The organism is Aeoliella mucimassa, assembly GCF_007748035.1.
GTDB classification, from domain to species: domain Bacteria; phylum Planctomycetota; class Planctomycetia; order Pirellulales; family Lacipirellulaceae; genus Aeoliella; species Aeoliella mucimassa.
Map to the genome: position 1 here is coordinate 3,525,415 of NZ_CP036278.1, position 22,003 is coordinate 3,547,417.

Annotated in this window: 14 protein-coding genes; 3 read left to right on the forward strand and 11 right to left on the reverse strand. The window is 54.1% G+C overall.

The window, feature by feature from the left end; translation table 11 throughout:
* The first annotated feature begins 664 nt into the window (after positions 1–664).
* Entirely contained in the window at positions 665–919 is a 255-nt protein-coding gene (locus Pan181_RS13935; protein ID WP_145247400.1) for a hypothetical protein, read from the forward strand.
* A gap of 502 nt (positions 920–1,421) precedes the next feature.
* Here Pan181_RS13935 and Pan181_RS13940 read toward each other — a convergent pair.
* The 4 genes from Pan181_RS13940 to Pan181_RS13960 all read right to left on the reverse strand — a co-directional run bounded on the left by Pan181_RS13940 (position 1,422) and on the right by Pan181_RS13960 (position 9,059).
* Positions 1,422–1,781, reverse strand: coding sequence for a hypothetical protein (locus tag Pan181_RS13940; RefSeq protein ID WP_145247401.1), 360 nt, complete (start codon positions 1,779–1,781; stop codon positions 1,422–1,424).
* Between the two features lie 479 nt (positions 1,782–2,260).
* On the reverse strand, positions 2,261–7,186 hold the full coding sequence (locus Pan181_RS13945; protein ID WP_145247402.1) for a M56 family metallopeptidase: 4,926 nt from the start codon (positions 7,184–7,186) through the stop codon (positions 2,261–2,263).
* Positions 7,183–7,581: a BlaI/MecI/CopY family transcriptional regulator gene (locus Pan181_RS13950; RefSeq protein WP_145247403.1), complete on the reverse strand. Its 399-nt coding sequence runs from the start codon at positions 7,579–7,581 to the stop codon at positions 7,183–7,185. Before Pan181_RS13950 ends, Pan181_RS13945 begins: the two co-directional genes overlap by 4 nt.
* Before the next feature lie 881 nt (positions 7,582–8,462).
* Positions 8,463–9,059: a hypothetical protein gene (locus tag Pan181_RS13960; RefSeq protein ID WP_145247405.1), complete on the reverse strand. Its 597-nt coding sequence runs from the start codon at positions 9,057–9,059 to the stop codon at positions 8,463–8,465.
* Between the two features lie 912 nt (positions 9,060–9,971).
* Here Pan181_RS13960 and Pan181_RS13965 point away from each other — a divergent pair.
* Positions 9,972–10,328, forward strand: coding sequence for a site-specific integrase (locus Pan181_RS13965; protein WP_197528350.1), 357 nt, complete (start codon positions 9,972–9,974; stop codon positions 10,326–10,328).
* Between the two features lie 43 nt (positions 10,329–10,371).
* The gene (locus Pan181_RS13970) at positions 10,372–10,815 is read left to right on the forward strand and encodes a hypothetical protein (protein WP_145247407.1); all 444 of its coding nucleotides are present in this window, start codon (positions 10,372–10,374) and stop codon (positions 10,813–10,815) included.
* 630 nt (positions 10,816–11,445) lie between these two features.
* Here the strand turns inward: Pan181_RS13970 and Pan181_RS13975 are convergent.
* From Pan181_RS13975 to Pan181_RS14005, 7 genes are all read right to left on the reverse strand, one after another.
* A complete protein-coding gene (locus Pan181_RS13975; protein ID WP_197528351.1) occupies positions 11,446–12,819 on the reverse strand; it encodes a glycerophosphodiester phosphodiesterase family protein in 1,374 nt (457 codons plus the stop codon).
* A gap of 28 nt (positions 12,820–12,847) precedes the next feature.
* Positions 12,848–14,647, reverse strand: a complete 1,800-nt coding sequence (locus tag Pan181_RS13980) for a FecR domain-containing protein (RefSeq protein WP_197528352.1) — start codon at positions 14,645–14,647, stop codon at positions 12,848–12,850.
* 4 nt (positions 14,648–14,651) lie between these two features.
* A complete protein-coding gene (locus tag Pan181_RS13985; RefSeq protein ID WP_197528353.1) occupies positions 14,652–15,200 on the reverse strand; it encodes a sigma-70 family RNA polymerase sigma factor in 549 nt (182 codons plus the stop codon).
* Between the two features lie 204 nt (positions 15,201–15,404).
* Positions 15,405–16,154: a PEP-CTERM sorting domain-containing protein gene (locus Pan181_RS13990; protein ID WP_145247411.1), complete on the reverse strand. Its 750-nt coding sequence runs from the start codon at positions 16,152–16,154 to the stop codon at positions 15,405–15,407.
* Positions 16,155–16,207: 53 nt separating this feature from the next.
* Positions 16,208–17,221, reverse strand: coding sequence for a DUF1559 domain-containing protein (locus Pan181_RS13995; RefSeq protein ID WP_145247412.1), 1,014 nt, complete (start codon positions 17,219–17,221; stop codon positions 16,208–16,210).
* 29 nt (positions 17,222–17,250) lie between these two features.
* Positions 17,251–17,757: an EF-hand domain-containing protein gene (locus Pan181_RS14000; protein ID WP_145247413.1), complete on the reverse strand. Its 507-nt coding sequence runs from the start codon at positions 17,755–17,757 to the stop codon at positions 17,251–17,253.
* A gap of 109 nt (positions 17,758–17,866) precedes the next feature.
* On the reverse strand, positions 17,867–21,796 hold the full coding sequence (locus Pan181_RS14005; RefSeq protein WP_145247414.1) for a hypothetical protein: 3,930 nt from the start codon (positions 21,794–21,796) through the stop codon (positions 17,867–17,869).
* Positions 21,797–22,003: the final 207 nt, after the last annotated feature.

A 22,003-nucleotide genomic window follows, 5' to 3' on the forward strand; every position in this document is an offset into this window, starting at 1 on the left:
TGATCAAATCCACCTAGTGTTCGTCGCCCAGCCATCGCCAGTTCAGGAACGTCGTACTTGACGGCGTTTGGACCCCCCTCACTGAATTCCAACCCCTGAAACGGCCAACGGTTGTCACCATCTCAGCAGCGACTGGTTTCGGGAAGCGGCTCCGCTCGCCCGCCTGAGTGGCGGGGCCGCCCTGCTCAACATGTTGGCGACCAGCCCACCGTCTAAGCGGCCTCGATGCCATCACTCGCAGCTGCTGGTGCGTCCTCGCCTTGCTCGGCCTGTTCTCAAATGACGATTCACTGAGTCGCCTCGTCGATCAGCTCACTAAGCTCTCCGACGTTCCGACTCAAGAAGCTCGGCGTGTATATTGCTGTTCGCCATTCCTCCTCCAGCGTCGAATTCAACATCTTCCGGGACGGAATTGCCACTGAATGGCAAGATCTGAATGCTGTGAGCTCCGTGTGAGTCGAACCAACGACTCTGAGGCAGCTCGTCTCGCAAGTCATTGGTTAGTGTCGGCGGTTCTAATTCGTCAGCAGTCGTGCAGAACCACGTTTTTACGCCAATTGCGGAACCAACTACCGCACCCGCAGAGACCCTTAAAGAGGGAGGCAGACGTCGCTGCAAAGAGCCCAAAGAGGGAGGGCGACGTCCCGGGCAAAGGTGTAAACCGTTGCCAGCAAACAACTTAAAAGTGGCGGGGGCCGGATTCGAACAAACCGACAGTTTCCCGCAGAAAGAAGCATCTCCTGATCAACGCAACGTAAAATACGACGCAGTTGATTTCCGAAAGACTGATACCGACCAACAACTCGTCCAGCTATTGCAAATCTGGCAAACTCTACCAGAGGGAATCAGACATGGAATTATGGCGATTATCGCAGCATCCTCCAGCAATGAGCAGCAGACTGTTTCTCATCAGACTTAAGGTTCTTCAACGTTTACCAGCAATTTCAGACTGCCAACGGTGTAATGAATTCAGCGCGCAGGATTTTGCAATTTCTGTGTTGCCTAGACTCTAGCCGCTAAGATTCCCGCCCACTCGCTGCCCCCGGATGCTTGCGCCGCTTCGGATTAGAATGCGTGGCACAGAACAACCTGTGCCCACTGCTCTCGTTTCAAAGGACATTTCATGGAAGAGCTCAATCCGAAGAGGTGGCGGCCACCTCGTTCAGTTTGGGGAATGGCCAAGATGCCGCGGTTGGTCCAACCTCTGCGGATTCGATGAGTTTCAAATTGAACGTGGTACGTGCACCGCTGCAACACAAAGGCTGCTGGTGAACGCTGGGAGCGACGTTTCAGTGCTCGCGGAATGCCTACCGCATCCATCGGTCCAGCGATTCTGAGACCGGGTGTTCATTCGGTGCGTCTACTGGCTTACAGCTTGAAGAAAGGGGCGTGATGTCCATCCGAGCCCGCTACTTGTTGTTCTAACCGCAGCCCATGGTCTGGAACCTTCCTCCTTTGAAAAGCTGAATAGTACCGTCGCCCATGGTCTGGACATGAGGATGCAGCCCTCTGAACAACCACATGAACTTTGTCGAGTGCATCTCTCGCTCATCGGTAATGAGGGCGGCATCTGGATTGCCGTAATCTTTCAGGTGAAGTACATAGCCTTTTCCGCAGGCCGGACACTTCCAGACATCGTTTGCCCGAAAGCCATCAATCTGAAAATCTTGGTCGGGCAATTTGCCGTTCTTCTGCAACTCCCATTCAATGGACTGGTAGAGTTTCTTTTGATTCTCCGCACATTCCAAGAGGTTACGGTACTCGGGGCCATCAAGATTCACGGGAAGTCTCCTGGCCAAGAGCCTGAGGCCCCCGATTGCTACCAAAATAGCTAGAAGGACTACAGCGATTCTCGTATGCCGTTTCATGCAATTCCTCTCACGGAAGGCGAAGATAAGCGAACGCTAGCGGTAAGCATCAGATGTGCAGGTAATCGGGCGAGTAATAATAACAACCACGGGTAAAAAACGTTCTACTTTTAGCGACTTGTTCGCCTCACTCATTGGCCTTCCCCCCTGGGACAACACTGTAGATGAGCATCACTAAGAAACCTGCAGCAGCTCCCATAAGAGCCCCCTTTGCGATGTCCCCACTGAGCATTGAGACAAATAGAAGATTGCCGATAGCCACTCCTACCGCTAGCCATAGTCCAGGCAGAGGTCGTCTCTTAAGTGAGTTGCTTGCTTTTGACTTATCTAATTCAGGCAGGGACTGCTGATCCTGGGCTCTCATGAGTAATAGCTCTTTGGTCAATGTTTGTTCAATGCGCTGCAATCCATGCCTCCAAGCGTGCGATCGCTTCCCGGTTTTCCGGGGTCCCTGGTCCCCAGCGATGCAGATTGTAGCTCCAGGACTCACCCGTCAGCGACGACATTGCTTGCATTACCCAAGCCTTGTACTGTTCGTTCAATTCCTCGCGCTGGAGCGCTTCGAGAATTGCCTGTCCGGCAGCGCGATCTTTCCGCCCCGCGAATCCATGCAGCGCCTTGAAACGCACTTCGTCTGAATCGTCGTGCAAGAGCGTCAGGAGTTGGTCCCGAACTTCAGCAAAAGCCGCGTCTGGCAGGCTGGAGACGAGTTGGGCGGCGATAAGCCGTAGCCGTTCATCATCCTCCGTCGCCATCCGCTCTGCCGGCTTGGCGAGTCTGGCGTCGCGGCAATGCTGCAACGCATCGGCAGCGTGAAAGCGAATCTCAGAATCGGTTGAGCTCAGCAGGTCGAGTAACTTTGGCTCGGCAGCCTTGTCGGCAAGCGGCCCCTGAAACAGCCCGGAGCAACGAGTGATGAACGAGGGGTCCTGTTCCATTCGTTCAAGCAAGCGATCGATGATTTCAGGATCACGCAGAAACACCAGGGCGTTCCACGCCGGCTGCGCAGCCTCTTCGCCCTCCAGCCATAGCTCGATAAGTCGCCCACTAAAACCTTGCAGCTGTAGCGAGACGATAATCGCCGCTGCCCGTTCCACTTCATCCTTGCCACCCTTCTGCAGATCGCTCTCGATCAGCTTGTCCGTCACTTCTGGATGCCGCTCGAGCAGACGCAAGGCTCTTGCTCGTGTCGCCACCCGAATCCAAACGGGGAGTTCCAACTTATCGGCCACGGCTTTGACACTCATTTCATTGGAGGCCTTTTCCAGCTGCTGCGCCCACTGTCGCGTGTCGCCATCGTACGCGTCCCCGTCCTGGTGAGGATTGAGGATGTCATGCGGATAACTACTCAAAATCCCCTCAATCATCGGGTTGAGCACTCCCGGCGTTAACTCGGCGTAGAAAGCTGGTAGTCCCTCCGCTTGCTCGTCGGCGGGCAAGCGCGCGAAACGCTCGATCCACTGGAACTGTTCGGCGGAGGCAGGCTCTGCGACTTCTGGCTCACTTCGATCGTCGGGATCATCACTCGTTTCATCCACCAGTTCATTATCTCGGGATTGGTCCCGCAAGTGCTGGATACCGCTGCACACGCCGTTGCGGAACATCACGATCACGCTTTCCCCACGTGGGGTCGTTAGGGTGTAGTTGGTGGCTTGGCCTTGATTGCTCACCAGAGTTTGAACATCCAGATCATGCCGCGCTATGATTTCTTTGAGCTGCGTTTCGGGCATGTCGATCCTAAGTTGGGAAAACTCGGGAATGCCGGCAAGAGAACCTAGTTCTTTGACTGCCAGCGGCAGCACACCGCTAACTAGTTCTACCGTTTCGCCGTCACACTCGACACGATAAGCCTGCCGTAGAGTGTATAGCCCAGAGGTCAAGCGGTTGGGCAGAGTAAACGAAAGCTTGCCCATCTTTACGGACTCACCGGCCGCAAGACTTGTTGAGCGAGCCTCAACGGGAGTATTCACTTCAGGTCCCAGGAAGACTTGCTGTCCCTCGGAGTCACGTAGGTCTGGAGACCAGCCGAGGAGGGGAAGGTAGTCAGCAACCGTCTGTGCCGTATTGGAGTCGTTATTAAGCCAAAGCTGGTAGGAGATGTAGGCACCTGGCGACCAATGCTTCTCTGTCGCCGTGTTCACCAGTTTGACGCCAATCCGGAATCCTGCAACTGCTTCCCCCCAAGCGATCCCTGCGTCGTCAGCTGCTGTATCTTCACTTGCAAGCGTGATCATGTCGGAACGGACAAATTCGCCTTTCTTCGTGAAGGTGTAGTAGCGATGCTCCATATTACGATCGGAGGGGGTCGAATTCCACGAGTAGGCATATCTGACTCGCATCGTAAGCCAGTCGTGTGGTTTGATTTCTTTAGGTGTACCCGAATCAAGCAATTGAAACGACATTTCCGGATACTCGCGACGCCATCGAGCCTCTACCCAGCCGAGCATCTGCTCTTGAGTGAAGCCGTCTGCCGGCCCGGCGATGAATACGTCGGGGTAGATCTGCGCATCGGGCGAGAGCAGTTGTGCGGTGATGTCTCTTCGGAGTACCCGGTAGCGTACTTTGACCGCCTGGTTCTCGTGATCCACTTCTTCGATAGTTAACTGCCCGGCCACGGGGACACCGTTGGGTAATTGTGCAGCGAACGCAAAGCTAAGCCCCTGAGTGAGGTGGTCGAAAACGTGAAAGACACCCCCATCTTCGTGTACTTTTTTGTGTCGTTGGATGATTGGCAGGGAGTCTTCGCTACAAGCAATAGACAACCGATGAATGACATCGAAAGCGGTCGCGTTACGGTCGACATTGCACAGCACGAATCGATCGGCACCGGGGATGGCCAGGGCGACCTTGTCCGCCACGAATTCAGTGACCATTACGGCGTCGCTTCCCGGACCGCGCCACAGTTGCTCGGTCATGGTGACACTTTGGCGGCGATTGAGGTTGAGCGCGCCGTCCATTTCCCGGGACTCCAAATCGTAAAGAGTCATGCTTAGCCATTCGGTAATGGGCGTAAGTGTTTTCTCGGAACTCACCAGTTGCCGCAGCGGATCGAGAGGACGAACACCGATGACGTACTCGAACTCGGGCGTCTTCTGCTCCAGGTGCAATACATAGAGTCGGTCATTTGGGTCAACCGCCAGAAGGAGTCCGTTTTCCGGTACAGTGACGCGGCCTTCGCGTGCTTCGCGTTTCGCAAGCACAAGCAGCTTGGAGTGCGACGTCTCGCCTAGCCAATCATGCATGGTGGTGGGGTACGGTGGCCCGTCTTCCCATAATGGCATCGCTTTGAGTCCGTTCAGTAGCACCACTTCTTCGCCGTCTAGGGTGAAGCCTGGCCCTTTGGTCTCGGCTTTCATGGCATCCCAGATCGCCGCTTTTCCGGTTTCAGTGTTCGGATCCACCTCAGGAAGTTTCACGTAGTGGTTCCGCGGCGGATCAACCGAGAAGGTTTTCGGCGTTCCCGGCCCATCGTAGGGGTAGCGGAAGTGCTGTCCTTGCGAATATACGATAGGCGTCGGCATCGATTCTTCCGACAGGGTTCGTATGGCGTCTATGAACGTGTCGACATACGACTTGACGGTCATCTGTGGAAACTCGCCGCTCGGGGGAGGGGCTAGCATCGCGAGTCGCCGCTTTAGCTCAGGCACGGCAGCCGGGTCGCCGATTTGCCGCAATGCACGGGCTAGAATCCACCATTGCTCCATCGGCACGCGATTGAAGGCGCGAATCAGGTGATCCCTGGCTTCTTCGCCGCCTACCAAGCCAAGAGCCGGCGCCGCAGAAATGGGGTTGTCAGCAAGGAACTTCGCGATGAGGTCGACGTGCTCACGGCGGCCGCTCTTACCAAGAAGGATCAAGCAACAATGGCGTGTGTTGGGTTTGAAGTGCGGCGGCTGATTTGATAATTCGGTAAGAATCGCTGCTAGATAGTCCACGACGGTGCGATGGTCCAGAAACTGCTCGATTCCCTTTACCGCCAAGACGTCTTCTGGTGCTGAGCTCATCAGCGGAATTACCCCGCGTACGGATTGCGAGCCAATTTGTTTTAGCCGCTGGAGGAACTCCTCTTCGGTGAGACCGCCTGCGATAACTTGCTCCGACCATTCATTGATTCGCCTCTGGTCGAGATGACTAAGAGACGCCAACTCCGACGAAATCTCGCTGAGCGCGTCTTTGGGCGGAGCGGCGGCAAGTACTACGACTGCCGCCAGTCCCACGGTGAGTAGCAACGCTAACACTAAACGCGAGAGTCCGATGCTTGGCCCCGGCAACGGCATGCCTAGCACACGCAGCACACGGCTATGTAATCGGCTTGGTCGTCCGCCGCTAGCGGCCAAGGTGGCGGCGCTCGCAACGCCCAGCCCAGCGGATTGCAGTCGGAGTTCCGACACCCGCACTAGCGATTCGGCGTAGTCGCACGGCTCGCTTCCCCAGCGGATCGCCAAGTCGTCGCAGCAGTGTTCGCGTTCGACGCTGATCTTATGGCTCAACCACCACACAGCGGGATGGAAAAACAGCAGCGTTTCGACCACTCGCTGCAGCAGGTTGACGAGATGGTCGTAGCGGCGAATATGGGCCAATTCGTGCAGCAGCAGCGATTCGACCTGCTCCGTGGTCAAGTTGCTAAAAATTGCAGCGGGCAAGAGGATCGCTGGCTTAACCACACCGACGACGAGCGGGGTGGTGACACGAGCCGAATAGGCGATCAACGGGACTGTTCTTAGTCGGAGTCGCTCTTTAAGTCGGCCGACCAACTCTCGCAAGATATCGTCGCGGATCGGCTGGGCTGTTGCGCGGATTCGATGGCTACCGTAGAGCCCGAATAGCAAACGCAAAACCATGGCCGCAAGGCCTGCAATGTATAGAGAGACAAGCCACGCCGACACCCTCTCCCAGGGCGCTGTCTGATCGAGTATCGGCTGCGAAGATATGGCTACCGGCAACATCGACTCCTCTGTGGGCGATCCCACCACGATGGGGTTGTGAGATGCCTCGGCGGTGGTAGTGTTTCGCAGATACTCGGCTTCCACTAGGGGAGGGTTTGAACGAGCCAGCCCTACTTGGGTTCCTTGCCCAACTCCAGACGTTTCATTTCGATTGCTCGGTTCAAGTAGCCATAGATTGAGTGGCAGACAAGCGGCGATTAGAAGCATCGCCCCGCAATGCATCCAGTAGCGGGACTGCTCCGACCGATTCCGCAAGACTGCTGTGGCCAAAACGGCCAGCCCGGCGACCAGCGTGCCCTGCCAAAGCGTATGGGCAAGCGATTCGACTAACCAGGCGGACGTGTTCGGGTCGAGTAACGTTGGGACTCTCATTTCTCACCTTCCCGTCGTTTGCGATTAATGAGCCGCCGTAAAGCGCGATGCTCATCCTCATCGACGTGCTCGGACTCTAATAAGTTCAACAGCAGCGCCTCGGCAGAGCCGTCAAAAACCCGGTCAAGCAGGTCACCAAGCATCCCCTGCGAAACCTCGTCCTGCAAAACGGCCGGCGAGAAGAGGTGCGCGCGGCCCTTTTGGCGGCGATTCACGAGCCCTTTGTCGACCATCACATTCAAAGTCGTAATAACCGAGGTCCGGGCAATGTCGCGATCCCTTTCCTCTGCAAGCGAATCACGCACATCCATTGCGGGGCATTCGCCATCGCGCCACAGGATCTTGAGCACCTGCAGCTCTAATTCAGTTGGATATCGGGAAGCGGGGCGGGCCATCACATTGACTCCTTACCAGATTACATGTCGATTTAACTAGACAATACTGTCTATTGAACTCGACGTCAATGCCTGCCCGAAAAATATGTAGAGGTAACAAGAAAGCCGACGATTGCCAGAGTCAGCAGTTCCAGCCGTTGCGTTCTGGTCTACCAAATCTAGCCAAAGCCAGCAGGTCGTTCCCTACCACGATCGATGCGAGAAAAGTCGTACCCGTGATTCATGACGTACCTGTGGCTAGTGGTGGTAGCCAGCCGCCAAAGACTTAGCATGAATCATCGTGCGAGTGGATTGCTCCTGTCACCGCTTATTTCGCGGTAGACGAATAGGATTCACGAACAGTTATTGGGAGGCGGTTGCTCATTGTCCTCGGGAAGCCGCAGGTCTTGTCTGGTGGGGGGCACGCTGGCGAACCCTTGCGGTGATGTAGGGTAGCATCAGGAGGGAGAGCATGACCAAGTGGAAGAAGGTGGCTGTTGCGTTTGCCTCACCAGCGGCAATCAACGCACCAACGGTGAAAAGGATCAGTCCCTTGTGTCCCAGTTGCGGTCTGATGAAATATGCCCCTGCGGATAGCGCCATTCCCAAGCAAAGCAGTTGGGGCACGGCAGACACGGTGCCTGCATCACCGCGAATGTCAATCGCGGCGTAACGCACAAGTGATATGGAACACAGCACAAGATACAATGCTGCGATCGCTGTAATGTACCAGATTCTCTCATTATTGTTCATTAGTGCATACTTACTAGCGAACGCTATGTACTTCAGCGAGACGGTGTGAGCTCTCCGTTTGAATGGCGCTCGACTGCGGACAATCAGAGCTTCATTGTGACAGAAGTGGAGCTGCAGCTCCGGTCGAGCATCCAGAACTATAGCTTCATCTATTTCAGGGATAAGGAATACGATTTCCCGTCCCACTGATACAGGTTCACGCTCTCGGCACGGTTATATACGCCACCAACATCATGAATGGTTAGGTCATCATCGAGTGTGTAGCTATCTCCTACAGTCGCAACTATGTGTCCGTGCGCGCCTCCAACCTTGGGCAACATCATCACACATTGACGCGAATCAACGTGATCGACTAACACGGTTACTTCGGTAACGTGGAGATTGGTATTGGGGTCGTATTCGGAATGGCAGCCGTTGCGGTCTCCGTGACCATCCCTTAGCGTCGCAAAATGCTCATCGACACTTTCGACCCGATACGCCATTAGCTTCACACGATCGGTATCCAAAACGGACTGTGCGATCACGCGGAACTGACCACGAGGAACTGCCGTGGGCACGTGCGTAGTTTCATATCGAGACAAAGACGCCTGTGCCTGTGTCAAATGTTGGTGCTGCACGAACAAGGCCAGCCCCATCGTTATGAATGCTGTCGCAGCAATCATCCCGCGTAGGGACAACTTGGGAAGCAGACGCTGCCCCTTGTTCGTGGGATCTGGAGTTTCTGTTGAGGCCAACGGTGTACTCATGCTTTAACTCCTGGAAGTAGCAGAATCTACACGCGCGTTATAGGTAATTCGCTTGCCCTAGTTGGATATTGGGGGGTATTGCAGACTTTTGCAAAACGCGGCCAGTACGATTGATTCACTCTTTGAGGTCGAGTAGTTCGCAGCACCGCTGCTATCGCGTTGCTTTGCCAAAGGCGATGCGAGAAACGCTTCGAGTTCCTTTACTGCTGCAAGGGAAGAATCGACGGACGCTTTCTTCGGCGCCTCATGTTTTCTTTGTGCGTTAGGCGGGCAACCGCCCGCCCCTCTCTCGCTTTCGGTAGTGCGAGCCGTCTATTGATCAGCTTCGTGCTACTGCACAAGAGCATCGATCTCACAGCCCGACCGAATTCAAACAGAGGCGAGCCCTTAGTTCACAGGGCCTGATGGCCCCCCCGAACACACCACACATCAACTTGATTGATGAAGTGCCCTGGCTAACGCCGCCAGCCTGCACTTGATCTCCCGGGAACGGGATAGCGTATACGTATCCAATTTACTATGGCTGTATTATCGATGCCAATACATGTGGCCGCAAGGGTTGCGATGGTTCCTGCCTCAATGGTCGATTTCATAAGAATCGAACATTTTGCATGTGAAAGCGGCGCCAACGCACTCTCACGAGGCTCGTCACGACCGCTGGCGTTGGATCCCAATTCGCTCATTTCAACAACTCGCTAATTGATTGAGGTTGCATCGGTCTCAGCAAGTTCACCCGGTCGCCAACTCGCACACTTTGCACTTTTCCCAGACTAAAATGGGGTCATCTGTGCAGCTGGCGTCAGCTGCCTGACGTCACCCCAGAGTGACAGGAGGTTCAGCAGGAGGCCGATTTTGGCCATCGGCTGGCGGAGCCAAGAAGGAAGCATGTGCCGACGGTCTGGAGCTGTCACCATGTCTCACAGCTTTGAACCCGTCGCCGCCAAATACCTGGCCGCCAAGAAGCTCTCGTCCGGCACCTGCAAGGAGTACCGGGGCACCGTCACCAAGTGGGCCTCCTGGGGCAAAGGAGTCGATGTCGATCAGATCGGCAGGAGCCACCTGCGAGAATTCCTCGACTGGGTCCACGAGAAGGCAACCGCAAACGGCGGATCGAATGCCGGACGCGCGGCCAACAAGTCCCGCGAGAACTTGCGGGTGATCCTGTCATGGGCCTGGGAGCAGGACTATCTGGAGAAGCTGCCGAGATTCCCAAAGCCGAAGCCGCAGCGTAACGTCGCCGGACGTCATTATCTTACGACGCCGATCTAAATGCTCTTTACTTTGCGACGTACGAGCTTGAGCGGCCGCGGGGTTGGAAGCAAACGCTGACAGTCGGCCATTACTGGCGAGCCGCCCTGGCTTTTTCTTCAACTATGGTGTCGACACTGGAACGGTATTTAATACCGCGGCCTTCCACGATCCCATCCTGTGGCGCCCCGAGCCACCGAACGGCCAAGGCAAAGACTCTCGCTACGGCTGGCTCTACTACCGACGTGTAAAAACGAAGAAGCAGTTCTATCGACCGATGAACCAAGTGGTGAACGTGCATCTCAAGAGCCTTCGCCCGGAGGTGCTCCAGCCGGGGCAGTCAGTATTCGACTGCGGCAGTTCTCGCCCAAACGAGCAGTTTCAACGACTCTGTACCCTGGCGGGCGTCAAGCCGAAACACGATGTCGAGACGGGCGAAGAGAAGCTCTGGGTCCTGAAGGACCTGAGGAAGACCTGTACGACGTACTACGACGAGCACATGCCTTAATCTTCGATCGAGATTCTCGGGCATTCAGTCGGTGGCGTCACCTACCGGCACTATGCCCACCGGGCCCACTCGCGTTCAAAGCGATCATATCGCAGCCCCAGCCAACGGCGTTCACCGCACTGGTGCATGGCTTTGACGGTGAGTGTCCCTGCTGTCGAAGGAAATTCCGGCAGGCATAGAACTTTGCCGGCGGGGCGCTTCCCAGAATAGCCGCAGAGGTGTTGACGCCGGCCAGCCAACTCTGCGGCTCGGTCAGACCGCTAACTCGCTGAAACTGGTCCAACCTCAGCCAGATCATGCGTCGTAGAAGTTAAATCGGATCTTATTCCGCAGCCGAACGACAATTACATCGTTGGTGTGCTCAGTTGACAAACCTCAAGGATCCTGACTGCTTGTGAGATCGGCTCAATGCCAATAGGGGAGAAGTATCCCTGCTGGGACAGTGCTATGAATGTGGCTTGAGCGGTTACGTCTTTGATAACTCCAGTCCCCTGGAATCTTTTGTCCGTGTGATCAGCTTGAGTACTGCTGCAATCGCACGGTCGACTTTATCGCTTAGGCATCAAGACGACATTTTCCAGCTGCCTGACAGAAGAAAAATCCCCCTTTCAACACTCGAACCATGCCCGACTACTTGCTGACAGGATCGAACAACCGCATGTGGCACAATGCCATCGAAAGATAACAAGTGATGCAGAACAGCAAAGACCAACTCGAGGGTTCGGGCACGGCAGTTGCATCCGTAGATTCACTCCGGAAGGCTGCATGCTGTGAGGCGGCTTCCAGCAAGCAGCGAAACTTGGCGAAGTCGCCAAGATCATGTAGGCCATTGCCATTGAGATCACCAGCTCGCATCGCTTCGTCAGAAGAGAGGTGTGACAACTCGGTCCGTTGGTGAGCGACGAAAGGATCCCAATCTAATAAATTCACAACGCCATCACCATTGAAGTCTCCCAGTACATCGATAACGGGACGATGCTGGTATTCTCGCAGACCATTCTTCTCTAGGTACTTCAACAGTTGAGCAGAGTTGTCCGTTTGAATGATGGTTGCCCCCTTATCAACGAGCCATCCCCATGATCCATCGGCATCTCCATCAATTGCGATGGCGTCGTGGTGTCCCCCATCCAAGCTTGCCCAAAGTGAGTTAATCCAGAGGTGCGTATCGAGTTGCTCGGCAGTGCTTAGTATAGTTTTGCTGAGCATCGATGTTTCATCGTTGCTAAAGATAATCTCCACAGCGGGCGGAGTATGACTGTTTAAGGTGGATAGCAGTGAGGCCTCATTCCGGTTGCTGACGATCGGCATATAGATGATGGTGTCGTCCGGATATTGCTGTCGAACTGCCGCGACTTGCTCAGGCGTCGCTCCCCCTTTAAAAATAGCATGGTCCACTGTGCCGGTGTCGCGAAGCACGTTCATCACGCGCGCCATTAGCTCCGCATTCGTGATGTCCACCTTGTCTAGATTAACCATCACGTGCCCATTCGCTGCCCGCATCACTTGCTCCAAGGTAGGCACTAGCTCATTGCTAGCCTCGCCATCTGGACCTAATAAACGCAGATTGAATACCTGTTCCAACGTTAACGACGAGACATTGCCACTTCCCGTAGTCGTGCGGTTAACACTGGTATCATGCATGGCTACAAGTCCGCCATCTGCGGTCATGCGGATGTCGATTTCTACAATGTCGACGCCAAGCCGGATTGAGTTTTGAATGGCAGCCAACGAATTTTCAGGATACATCACAGAGCCGTTAGCGATGTAACCGCCGCGGTGAGCAGCCACCATCACATAACCATCGCCGACTCGATCAAAGATCTCCAGAGTATCAATCTCCACTCCTGATGCAGTGGGTAGACACCCTGCAAGGCCGAAGGTGGTTAGCAGGAGAACAATACGAGAGACTTGGGGCACAACCATAAGCACCCGACCGTCAAGGACAACTTGTTTCAGCATCGATTCAGATCGTTGTTTGGGGTTGGAGTTTCGATAAGTGATCACCTTTGAGGCCTGGTAGACTACCCCGAACTCAGTGCGAGATAGCTGGAGCAGGAGGTTCTGGAGGAATCAAGCACTCTTTGATTGAATCAAGTGAGCGTGCCAAGACCACGTCCGCATAGAACCATGCGGGGGCGTCCTTTGCATTGGCCAATCGGATACGGTCGAATTGAACATCATTGGCGGTGACATCCATACTCGGAGGCGTCACATCAACCCGGTCCAATGGACAATCGAGCCAAGTGCGAATGCGGTCATTGCCTTCTTGAAACGAGATGCAAACAACCCAAGTATGCACGCCCTGGTCAATGGTGCCCGACTGGAAAGATTGACTCTGGGTGCTCTTAGAAAACAGGTGACGCTCCCTTTTCGAACCGATATAGGTAGCAATCACAAACTTATCAGAATCATCGGTGGCACCAAAAATCACCGACTCCTCATTGCGGTCCACATCACCATACATCAACGAAAGGCCGGCGAACCGCCCAGTCATAGGGCTCAGTGACTGAGTTTTCCAAGTGAGCCACATTTCAGTCGCGTCAGCACCAACAAGTTCGCTAGGATTTAGCAATCCAGTTGAAGCAGCACGTCCCCCTTTAGCGATCATCACATCCAGAAAAACCGCCCCCCCTGATCCTATGTAAACTCCCTCGACATTTCGCTTGTAGTTCATCCTGACATCGCCATCGGCACGAGGTGGATGCATTCCTACGCTCGTGAGATGTCCCCGGACAGGATTACTAAACGTGGCATGGGCAACCAGACCGCCAATTCGCCGCCGTCGGTACCACTCAAGCAGTTGAGCAGCTTCTTGAGAACCGTGACGCGCTTCTTCGATCAGTTCGATTTCACTGTCGCGAACGAATTGGCGGTCGTCCGATATAGTTCGACTAGCGGTATGTGATTTAACCGTGCCGGTGGCAAAGTCACCAACCATTCCCCTGGGCAGTCTGACCTGTTTTTCCCCCTCATCGCCGACGACCACCTCACCATTATATACGGCGACCACGAGGCGGCGATCAGGTCCGAGTCCAACACCAAACTCTGTGCCAATATCTCTAATTGTCTCCTCCGGAGTATGCACGGTGATATCGTGTGCCTGACTTGTCTCAATAGCAACTCTACCGTTCATTAAATTCAAGTGTTCTGTGTCGGCAAAGGAAAAAACGCATGGAGCTTCACAGACGACAGTGGTGCCGGAAGGCATTCGCACTCGCACCAAACCTTTCTGCAATTGATAAACCGTCCCGGAAAGAACCCCTGTTCCTTGGATTGGTGGAGATGAATCCCAGATATCGCCGATACGGGTATCAATCAAGGCAATGGGCGAAACATCAGGATCATCTACCTGTTGATTTTCAATTATGGCCGTTCCTTCGGACGGCGAATAAGTGCGAGCTTCGATAGGAGCGGGGGGGGCAAGCGGGGTTGTTGCTGTATCATTGCTGGCGAGTTGCGGATCGTCGCTGTAATAGAGAAGGGATCCAACGACCAACAGTAGTGACGCAGCCACCGCCAATGAGATCCAGGTGATAGTATAGGAAGTCAGTCCGACAGGGCTAGCCTTGGCCTGCCTTGACTTGACCAACTCCATCCCTTGGAGTGCCTTGTCAAGCAGTTGCTTAGCCTCCTGCTCGGGAAGCACATCGGACATGCCAATTGAGAGTATGCTTAACGACTCGTCCAGGAGGCTATGAAGATTGGATAGCTCGACAGCTCGGGCTGCATTGCGAACGTCAGCCGCGATCCATTTCCGCACTTCGATTGCTTCCTCGTCGGAGAGTTGGCGACCATCGAGGCGAGCCGAAAACAGTTCTTCTGGAGAACACATGGCGTCATGCCCCCTGCTGTTCAAAGTAACGGTGAGCGCATGCCCGTAGTTTAGCTCGTATACGAGTAAGTCGCTGATAGACCGTGTTAGCATTACAAGAATAATCGGCGGCAATCGATTCGGCTGATCTGTTTTGAGTATAGCGAAGGCTGAGAAGATAGCGCGAATGTTGCGAGAGTCGCCTGATGCAGGTCCGTAAAGCTTGTCGCTGAGCTTCCAACTGATCTTGGCTGTGTTCCACTCCGGCCTCGAGCAATAACATCGTGTCGGTATCGAAAATCAAATTGCTATTCTGTTTTTTGCTGCGATAGTAGCGGCGTACTCGGTTGCGAGCGATTCCAAACAACCATTTCTGGAAGCAACGGCTTGGGTCGAAGCTTGAGTAACTCTTGATGGCCTCCAAACTGACTTCCTGAAGAATGTCTTCGGCATCGTTTACATCCTGCAGCAGGGCAATCACATAGGTCCGCAGCCGTGGATAGATGTTGACCCAATGCTTCACGAAGTTTAAATCCCTCGAAGCTGTTGTCTCTTCTGAATTACGTGCAAACAATGCTAGTGCGCTCCTATTCAAGATGAAAGCAGAATCAACTTCTGTGCCCAGTAGTACTAAGTTTCACCTTCGACGGGAAGCTTTTCACAGTAAATGTCCGATTCTGATGTGACTCAACTTGTTGATGAACTTACTACCTCGGTATATGTAATCACCCCCGTAGTTTCCTATGGGGGTGATTGCCTCATCTCGCTGCCCGGCGACTCAGTCAGTGCTAGCATTTGAATGTTGTTTATAGCGATTGCGGGCGAGCGGGCGACACGCAATAAGCCCCAGACCGATCATCAAGACAACTAACGCTATCGAGGAGGGCTCGGGCACTACATTGATGGTCACCTCGTCCACTCCTATCCACCCCCAGCCGCCAGAATACGCGTCTATCAGGTCGATCTGGTAGGTCTCGTCGGGGCTGTCTAAAGCAATGGCTGAAGCTACGACACTCTCATCCCATCCCAGTTCGAGCCAGTTTAACGAGTGATTGGACTGCCCAGATCCAGAGCGACGATCAAAAAGCAAGTAATGTCCATCGCTTACTCGGCGGAGCGCGATTCCCATAAAATCGCTGCCTGAGGCGGCAGTGGGAAGCGACGAGTTATCCGTCCAGCTTGGGGTTTCGATTGCCCCAGTACCGCCAAGAGTCCACGCAGAGACGCTAAATGGCATATCGGTGTCGATCACTGGAGAACTCACCACTTTGATAGCCGTATCGCCAGCATCGCGAGTTCCATATTCAGCTTCCAAGAGCATGTAGTCGCTCGAATAAGCGACAGTACGGCCACTGTTAGTGTCCGCCACCGTATCCCAAGCCACATAGTCTTCGCCCAAAGTTCCCACAGGTACATTGTTAGTCCACCCCTGCAGGGTACCATCGTCGAAGTTAAAGCTGATTGTCGCGGCGTCGACGGAAATCGACGTGACCGCGATGAGTACTCCTAGGAACATCCGAACTATCATTAGGTCACCTCTCTGAAGAAAAAAGAGTACATCGTCTAACACAGATTGACCACCTACCGTGGTGTAGGGGGTTTGTAGAGTTCATCGCCGTCGTCGTTGCGTCCGCCTAGCTTTCGAAATACATCACCGTCTATTTCGTATTCGAGGGCTTGGACAGAACCATCGCAGTTAACAACATAGAAGGCTGCAGAGTGAGCACTGCCAAAGTGCCACTCGAGCGTTAGGCCGGCACGGTCTCGCTGGGGCAACAACGACTCTATATCCGAACCATCGGCTGTGAAACCGCAAATGTCGCGGTCGTATCCAACGAATGGTGTTTGATCGTCGTTTCTGACCGCCCCCGTGTCATAGTGATCGGCGTCGATGTACTTCTCACCGACAAAGATGGTCTTACTCGTTCCATCGGTGATCTGGGCGAGTCGGACTTCGCTACGGTAATAGCTTACACCGTTGAACTTGTAGTTGAAGTTCTTGGTATGAGTGTCGATGCCCGACTCGGAACTGGGACCTTCGGTGTAGGTGTAGGCGTTGATGGAACCAGCATTGGCACGATAGTCGGTTCGTGACACCATGCAATCGCCTTCAGTGCAGGAGCGAATGTTGTAGGCGAGATAGCTGTTTCGGTCGACGGGGTATTGGCGGTAGGTGCGGCGAGAGGGACAGTTGTAGATTGTGATCGGCGTTTCGACCATTTCCTTGAGCGCCAGGTCTTTGGCATTCCCCGACAACGACATTCCAAGGTCATGCAGCGCCGTCTGTTCAATATAAGGAAGTATGGTGAATCCCCAGCCCCCCGGTTGCTTCTCACCGTAGCCAGAATTCGGGTCACCGTGCCAGCGCCACCCCCACCCAGAAGTGGGCAGGTGACGATGGGCAGATTCGTGATTGAGCACGCCCAAGCCTATTTGCTTAAGGTTGTTCTGGCACTGCGATCGGCGGGCCGCTTCGCGTGCCGCCTGAACTGCTGGCAGAAGCAGGGCAACCAGAATACCAATAATTGCAATTACGACCAACAGCTCAACCAGCGTAAATGCTTTTTTAAGGGACATAGCTTGTGTATTCACCATTTGCAATCGGGATTCCTTGTAGGCGGGGGTTATCGTGTGGAGAGGCTAAACTCGTAGGTGCAGCTGTCTTCTGCTCTTTCGGAGTCGGGAAATACTTCCAGACCAAGCTGTGTGGACTGGTTATATTTGGCAGGTAAATCAATCTCATCCGACAGCACCGAGACGGTATATTGACCTACCAGTACACAGGGGATGTCCGATCCACTTATTTTTGGGTAGCAGACCCCCTCATCGTTGGTGATTGCGGTCGCCGCTGTGAGGGTGTGCTCCAAGGCGACACCGGGGGTTAATGTCACCTTGACTCGCGGCAGCGGGCGCCCATTACAAGTAAATTTGAGTCTGACTTGTGCCAAACCTAGATTGCTTGTTAGGTATTGTTCAAATCTTGCAGAGAGTTCTTCCCTATCAAGTTGTCCGTCGCCGTTAGAATCCGCCAAAGGTACAACTACGGCGACGCTGGGCGACGCTTTTAGATCGGCTTCGGACAATACTTCGTCACCATCCCGATCCAGCCGCTCGAATATCTCGGTTGCCATTTCATGAGGCCTCCAGGTGGGCTTTGAACTCCCAGTCGGGCGCTCACTGCACCCAACGGAGCCAAGTAGCGAGGAAACCACCAACAACTTGATAACTATTGTGGAGTAATTAAATGTCATGGCTCTCACAGTACTGAGATAGCGAGTTTCGACGCCCTTTTACGCTGCGACTCAGACAGATCGAACCAGCCAGCAGCGTCAGAATTGCAATACCAGTCGGTTCAGGAACTGAGGTACTATCGCCCAGCAAACCGAAGTCGAAACCTGCGGCACCCGAATCTAGTAGAGCCTGATGAAGAATGAACACGTCATCCAAGTAAACGCGGCCATCGAGATTCAGATCTCCGTGAGTGAGAGTGGTGATATCACCAACCACAATACCATCCACCACGTTTACACTGCGATATCCGGCAACAAGTGCAGCCACATCTTGCTGATCGACGACGGAGTCTTGGTTGACGTCGCCTGCAATTCCGGTCAGCCCTGAAATTGAAAGTTCGACTGCAAATGCGTTGTCGGAGAGTAAGTCGAACTGGCCGTAGTCCCGTTGGGAGTTTATCGACTCGCCTAAAACGAACATCTGCAGATCGTCCAGTACCCCAACGAACTGATTCTCCTGGCCGATGACGGTATCGAAACCGTCCGCGGTGCTGGCTCCAACTGTCAACACAGTGGGGTCGTCACTATCATATCCGCCAGGCCGGGCTGCTACGGCCACCCCGTTCACATACATTCGGCTGCCGGAGTCGCTGCCGCTGGAACCGTAGGGCCGGACTACCATCACGTGGCTCCAGTTGTCGAAATCAACGCTTACGCCAGAGTCGACATCCGTACCATTGTAACGCATAACCCAGGTGCCCTCATCACTGATGCGGATGCCATGCTGGTTGCTGTCAAGTACAACGTCTTGCCAAGAATTTGTATTGGACGAATCGGGATAGATCCATAGCTGCATGCCTCGGTTCGTGATACCAGAGTAGTCGAGAGGACCTCCCATTGAAGAATCGCTCAGTGAATTCGATGGAGCATTCAGCGAACTGGTATAAAGAAAGTCGCCAGTACCATCAAAGCGAATGCCGAGGCTGTCACTTGTAGCAGCGGGGCGTACCTGCGATAGACCTGAAGATGTCACGGAGACGTCGATGTAGCTCGGATTACCTTGCACCTTAAGATCGAGGTAGGCGCCGCTAGGGCCTATAGAATCCAGAGTCGATCCGGAAGTGACGTTGCCAATGCCACTACCCGCTGTGATGTTAACGCTAGCTTTCTCCTGGCCATCGTCTCCAAATTTGTAGTGCCGATCGAGCTCACTCGCCGAAACGGCCCGTGCTGCAACCAGCAATCCAACAAGGATCAACACTGCTAGCCGGGGAGCCTTAATGCCCCGTTTGCGGTTAATGACGAGAACCGCTGCCCCAGCTACAAGTAGAATGCCCCAGGCAGCGGGCTCGGGAACAGCCTGATTTGCCACACTACCCTGCACAGGACTGTTATTCAACTTACCAAAGTTGCCTTTCCACACAGTATAGTCACCGGCGTCGATGACGTCGTTTCCATTTCCATCGGCTGCCAGGACTGTGGTGGATCCAAGGTTGTCTCGCCACACGGTGTAGTCGGCCAGGTTAACTATGCCATCCCCGTTGTAATCACCCAAGAGCTTCGGTTGTTCGGGCAGCACTCCGTCGTAGAAAACGCTAGCCGCGAATACCAAACCGTCGGCAGTGCTAAAGGAAAACTGCAAGTCATGGACGTCAACCGTCGTATCGTACGCATTGCCAATGCCAATGGACTGGCCTGCCGCGAGCACATACTCGGCCCCAGCGCCAGTGCCATCGCCCAAGTACCACTCAGTCAATTGCCCCGCTCCGCTTGTTGGGTTCTCTTCCCATCCGTTGCCATCGCCACCCCCAGTCGGAAGCGCAGGATTGTCGGCGAAGCTAAACCACGCATCGGCATCGAGACTCTCCGCTGAGCTGAGGATTTCATAGCCCGTAATAGCTACAGCAGCCGATGAGTTGTTAAACAATGTGATGCTTCCCGTCGTGGTGTCGACATTAATGCCAAACACCTTTGTATCGTCGAGCACGAAGTTAGAGTTATTCACCTCCACCGAATCCATAGTGATCCAGCCCCAGCCACCAACGAAAGTATCCACCAGGTCAATAACATAGGTCTCGTTAGGTGAGTCTCCACTGGTAGCTGCTGCTATCGCAGCCGCATCCCAGTTCACTCCCTGCCAGCCGCTATTGTTGCTTTGGCCATTTGAAACTCGACTGCCGGTGAGCAGGTAGGCGTTATCACTCGTCCGTCGCAGAGCAACACCCATGAAGCCCGATTCAGTGGCACTTGACTGGAGGCTGCCAAGATTGGCCGGTATGCCATCATCACCACCGACGCCCCCCAGTAACTGCAGCGAGATCGATGAACTGCCGCTGATTCCAAACTGAGGCGATGTTACTACCAACGTGTCGTGAGCGTTGTCGCGGGCGTCGAGAAAGCTCCCACCGTCCGTAACAGATACCACCATATGGTAGGGCGAGGCTGCCACAGTACGTCCACCGTTGGTGTCGGCACTGGTATCCCAGGCAGCGAAATTAGCAGCCCCGGAACCAGTACTCGATGACATCGTCATCGTCCACCCCTGCAGACTGCCATCGTCAAAGCCAAAGCGCACATCATCTGCATAGGAACGGCCCGCCCGGCAAACAAATACCAACGTCAAGCAGTAAAATAATCGCCGAGCCTTCCGAGAAAACGCCGCCGAAACAGCACAACCGCAACAGACGAGCAGCCAGGCTGCAGGCTCCGGGACCGACTTACTCGAGGCTGCCAAAGCTTCAAATGCACCAGCACCGTTTGCTTGATCGTAAATCTGACGGAACTGGGCGAAGTCTCCCAAATCATGCACTCCATTAAAATTTAAGTCTGCTGCCTGATAGGCCTGCACCAGACTGAGTCCGTCGAGGCTGGAGAACTGCTGCTGCTTAAAAGCGGACCAATCAGCGCTGCTTATATTGCCATCGCCAGTCAGGTCTCCAAACTCTAGCGCGACGCCATCGATATACTCCACAATGACTGGCAAAATGGTTCCGTCTGCCAACAGAATGTCGGCTTCGACATCTTCGTATGGCGAGGGAGTCCACGCTGCGCCAAGAACGACAGGCTGACCAGCAGCCAAAGGCGCTCCTACGCCACCATTCGGGTCGAATTCCGCCTCTGCCAGGTTGATCGGGGTGCCAGAGGTAATTGTCCAAGTGTTGTCAACGTCTACCGATCCATTCCCCGCAGGCTGTGCGTCATAATTGCCAGCAATTGGAGTCCAGCCTGAAGTGTTGAAAGCACCGGCTGGCGAATACAAGTCGTAGGCCAGCATCTGTGTGGGCTCGGTGCCATTGACCAGCCGAACTGTCCCGTCAAGGCGACTAATCTGCAACGTGGGACCGGCAAGCTCGGTGATGGTTGCTTCATCCATGGCAATCCAGCCCCACCCTCCTGAATAAGTATCGATTAAATCAATCTGGTACGTCTCGTTGGGACTATCGCTGGCTGTGGCATCCCGAACGGTGCTGGCGTCCCATCCAAGCTCGAGCCAGTTCACCGATCGATCGGATTGCCCTGAAGCTGATCTATTGTCAAAAAGCAAATACTCGCCATCACTTACGCGACGCAAGGCAATTCCCATGAAGTCTTCGCCCGCTACAGTCGGTAGCGAATCATAATTGCTCCAAGTAGGGGTATCCACCGCTCCCGTGCCGCCTAGCGTCCAGACAGAAACTCCAAAAGAGTTTTGAAGGTCGATTATTGGAGAACTCAGTACTTTCACATTAATATCGCTGGCATCACGATTCCCATAATCGCCTTCAAGGACAAGATAATTGCCTGAGTATGCAACTGTGCGACCACCATTGGTATCGAGAGCAGAGTTCCAAGTTGCGAAATCTTCGCCAGAAGCTCCGTCCGGGAGGTTATTTGTCCACCCCTGTAGTGTGCCGTCGTCAAAATTGAATACAGTTTGCGCACGAGCCGCACCAGCAAACACACTCAGAATCAATATCAAACAGACTCTTAACACTGTGCCTTCTCCTAACCGTGTAGGTATGCGAGGTGGCCCTAAATTCCGCCAGGTAACTCAGACCAACCAGCAGTAGCCTAAACCAATGATGAACATCCCACTCGCACCTTCAATTGCCATCACAGAGACAGTTCGTACGGAAGAACTAAAAAGAAAAGGCTAATTCATCGATTC